Source organism: Streptomyces sp. NPDC029014 (assembly GCF_055564695.1).
Genome location: NZ_JBVHVT010000190.1, coordinates 1 through 3,383, shown reverse-complemented (window position 1 = coordinate 3,383; position 3,383 = coordinate 1). Strand labels below are relative to the sequence as shown.

Annotated in this window: 3 protein-coding genes; all 3 read right to left on the bottom strand. The window is 68.5% G+C overall.

The window, feature by feature from the left end:
* Positions 1-1,537: 1,537 nt before the first annotated feature.
* The 3 genes from ACZ4VL_RS40255 to ACZ4VL_RS40245 all read right to left on the bottom strand — a co-directional run bounded on the left by ACZ4VL_RS40255 (position 1,538) and on the right by ACZ4VL_RS40245 (position 3,233).
* Positions 1,538-1,711 carry a hypothetical protein gene (locus ACZ4VL_RS40255; RefSeq protein ID WP_468210904.1) on the bottom strand — a complete coding sequence of 58 codons (174 nt, stop codon included), beginning with the start codon at positions 1,709-1,711 and terminating at the stop codon, positions 1,538-1,540.
* Between the two features lie 878 nt (positions 1,712-2,589).
* A complete protein-coding gene (locus tag ACZ4VL_RS40250) occupies positions 2,590-2,880 on the bottom strand; it encodes a hypothetical protein (protein ID WP_468210901.1) in 291 nt (96 codons plus the stop codon).
* Entirely contained in the window at positions 2,877-3,233 is a 357-nt protein-coding gene (locus ACZ4VL_RS40245; protein ID WP_468210898.1) for a hypothetical protein, read from the bottom strand. Before ACZ4VL_RS40245 ends, ACZ4VL_RS40250 begins: the two co-directional genes overlap by 4 nt.
* Positions 3,234-3,383: the final 150 nt, after the last annotated feature.

The window sequence follows — 3,383 nt, the reverse complement described above, 5'->3', positions numbered from 1 at the left end:
GAGTTCTCAAGGAACGGACGCTTCCTTTGTACTCACCCTCTCGGGCTTTCCTCCGGGCTTTCGTTCTTCGTTTCCGACTCTATCAGACTCTTTCGTGTCCGATTCCCGGTCGAAGCGGGTTTCGCTTTCCAGGGCCTCGCTTTCGCGTTTCCCTTTCCGGCGAGACCGACTCTATCAGAGATTTTCCACCGGATTTCCCGGCTTCGGATTCCTGACCGAAGAGTCGACTGCACGCCCGAGGAATCAGATTCACCGGGTGTGAGGATCTTGCTGTGGGTTGTCGCCGAACTCTTCCGTTCCAGGCAACCGCTACATCCTACAACCTGCCCCAGTGGGTGTCAACGGCCGCCACACCACCCCCACCAGCCCCAGGCAGCCCGCGACTCCTGGGGCGCTGGCCAGCCGGCTACAGAGCGCCTTCGGGCAACGGGACCAGCCGCCAGGCCGTGGCCGGCATGCCGCACCGCGGGTTGCGAGGCCATGCCTGGCGCCCGGCCTTCGCCCACTTCGGCGGGGCTCCGACGACGATCGCCTGCGACCGGCCGCGACCGCCGTCCGCCGCCACGTCGCACCCGGCGAGCGGCCGGCTTCGCCGGCCACTACGCCTTCACATCGACGCCCTGGCCGCCGACCGGCCCACCGGTAAGGCCAGGGGCGAGCACCTGGCGCTGATCGTCCGCGACCACGTCCTGTCAGGCCGCTCCTGCTCGTCCGTCGCGGCTCGGGTGCCGCGAGGTCATCGGTGAACGGGCGGCCGAGGATCACGGGGTTCTCAAGCTCCTGCCGCCGCGGCAGCTGCGACAGAGGTCAAGGATTGCCTGGTCGCCTTCGACGGCAACCGCTACTCGGTACTACTCGGTGGGCGCCCGCAGGGTCCGCCCCCTGCCGGCCGCCCATCCCCGAGCCGTCGGCCGCGGTGCCCGCGTCGTCGACGAGACGCACTGGGCCGGTCTGCCCACCGGCGAGGGCGCCGGACCTCCACCAGCCACACCCTTTGTCGGCGTACTCCGAGGAAGGGCGTCAGATCCGGGTTGGCGGAAACTGGCCAATCCTCGTCGACCAGGACACTGGCGCATGCCGACTCGTGCAGGGGCCGAAAGAGTTCGCCACCCTCAGAGGCTCGTCGGCAGCTCGCAGTGCCCACTGGGCCGCCGGCCACGGACGGCGGCCGCACAGGTAGATGCGGTCTCCGTGGCGTGTCGTCGGCAGTCGTAGTGGCCAGCGACAGACGACAGCAGACTCCTGGCACCAGCCCCTCCCTCAGTGCATCAACAACGGCGCACTCTCATTCGTACGAGGCACGTTCACTTGTACGCCGACACCCCTGTGCTCGCTGGCCTCGTCACAAGCGCCTGCCGGCCATGAAGCCAGCCCACCCCGATGCAGGCCATGCTGAATCGGGCCGCCGTCAGTCAGGTCGAGGTCGGCCGCGGGCTCCGCCTCTCCGGTCCTGCCGGGCTTCACCTCGATCCAGCGCGGTGCAGCCCCGCCACAGCAGCCAGCAACCCCTCGGTGTGCTGGAAGCCTGGCGTGGCCGTCAGTCGTCCTCGAGCCGCTGGAAGACCGTGGAGAACTCATCGGTCTCGATCAGTCCGGCTATCACCTGACTCATGCTGTCGATACCGGGATCCCGAACGATCAGGCCGTCCGAGACCCAGAAGTAGCGGCCGCCGAGAGCCTCGCCGCTTCCTGCCCAGACCCTCTGGCTCATCGTGCGAGTGTGCCGGGGCGGCGTGTCCGGCTCAACCAGCTTCTGCAATGCCGGACCCGCGAAGGTGGCCGATTCCCCATGACCGCTGTCTAGCGTCGAGGGTGCCTACCCGGTGGCTGATGTCATGCCCATAGCACGCCGAAACCTTGACCACAGCGAGGTAGGCGAAGGGACGCCGGAGACCTCATCAGGTGGTGCAGCATTCGCGAAGCTGAAACCTTCCAGCCGGAACAGAACGACACCGAGATCGTCCAGCCCGTCCCACGACCGCTCCACGTGCGGACGTAACCGCTGAGCTTGCCGGTATCCGTCCCCGCCCAGAGCTCGGGCACCCGAGCCTCCCTCGTCGATCGGTTGGGAGCGTCCGCGGGCCGGGCGGCGGTGCGTGGGGCCAGCCGAACAGCCTCCCCCGCCGCCCGGCACAGCGGCTGGGAGCCGCAACCGCCGGTTGACGAATCGGCTCAAGGCCTGAGGCGGTCCTGCTGCACGTCGAAACAGACCAACCCCATGCACTCGGCGACGGCTGCCGCGTGGACCGACGCCTTCTCGGCCATGCTCCACCGCATCGGAAAGTAGATCAGCGGACCACTGGCCTCGCAAATCAGCGGGCCCGTGGACCAGGGCGAGGTGTCCTCGTCGTCTTCGGTGATGTCGCACCACCGGTCGAGAAGTGCTGCGACGTAGGCCGCTATGCGTTCGGACGGAGGCTGCTCCGACTCGCCGTCGACGTAGCGGTCGTACAGGTCGTCGAAGACCTGGCCGGCGGTCTCGTCATCCGCCGGCCGCTCGCCTTCCCAGACGGTTCAGGAGCGCCTGGTCGTTCAGGAGCGCCTGGCCGTGGGAGCCGCAGCGGGCATCGGGGCTCGGGCTTCGGTCGGTCAGAGGTTGACGCGCTTGAGGTAGACGCGGCTGCGGTGCGGGATGGTCTGGTACCAGAGCATCAGGTGCTCGTCCTCGTACGTACGCAGCCGCATCGGGTTCGGGTCCTCGCGCAGGCTGCCGTCTTTGGGGTCGATGCCCATGGACGCCAGATCCACCAGCCCGTCCATGACGGCGCCCACGAGTCCCCGCTGCGCGGACGGCATGTCCCCCAGGACCCACACCCGGCTGGGGTCGCACTCCCACGCCCACCCGTTGTCGCTCTCGACGCCTTCGCCCCGCGGGCTCACAGACCGATTTCCTGCTGCGCCTCGGCGAGGATGCGGCTGCTGGTCGCCATCGCGGCCTGGAACTCCTGCTCCGTGGAGGCGGGGTCGCCCGCGATGCGTTCTGCTTCGCGGAGGGCCGCGGCACGCGCCGGCCAGCGGTGGATCGCGACATGGGTGGCCCACTTGATGAGGAAGAACCGCAGGGGGTTGATCGCCCCTGTCTCGGCCGCCCGGTCGAAGGCCTCGTTGCACTCTCGGTCGAGCACGACGAGGCTCGCCATGTCGATCCGTCGTACGGCGTCCCGCAACGCTTCCCGCGTCATGGCCGGCTGGGGGACGAGCGGGCCGCCGTCTTCCACGTGCTGTGCTGTCATCGACTCCTCCGGGGAACGCGGCCAGGATACCGAGCGGGCCCCCTGTCTGCCGGTAAACGCAGAAAAGCCCCGCACCGAGCCCCTAAGGGCTGGTGCGGGGCTTCCCGCAATAATTGTTCGGCGGCGTCCTACTCTCCCACAGGGTCCCCC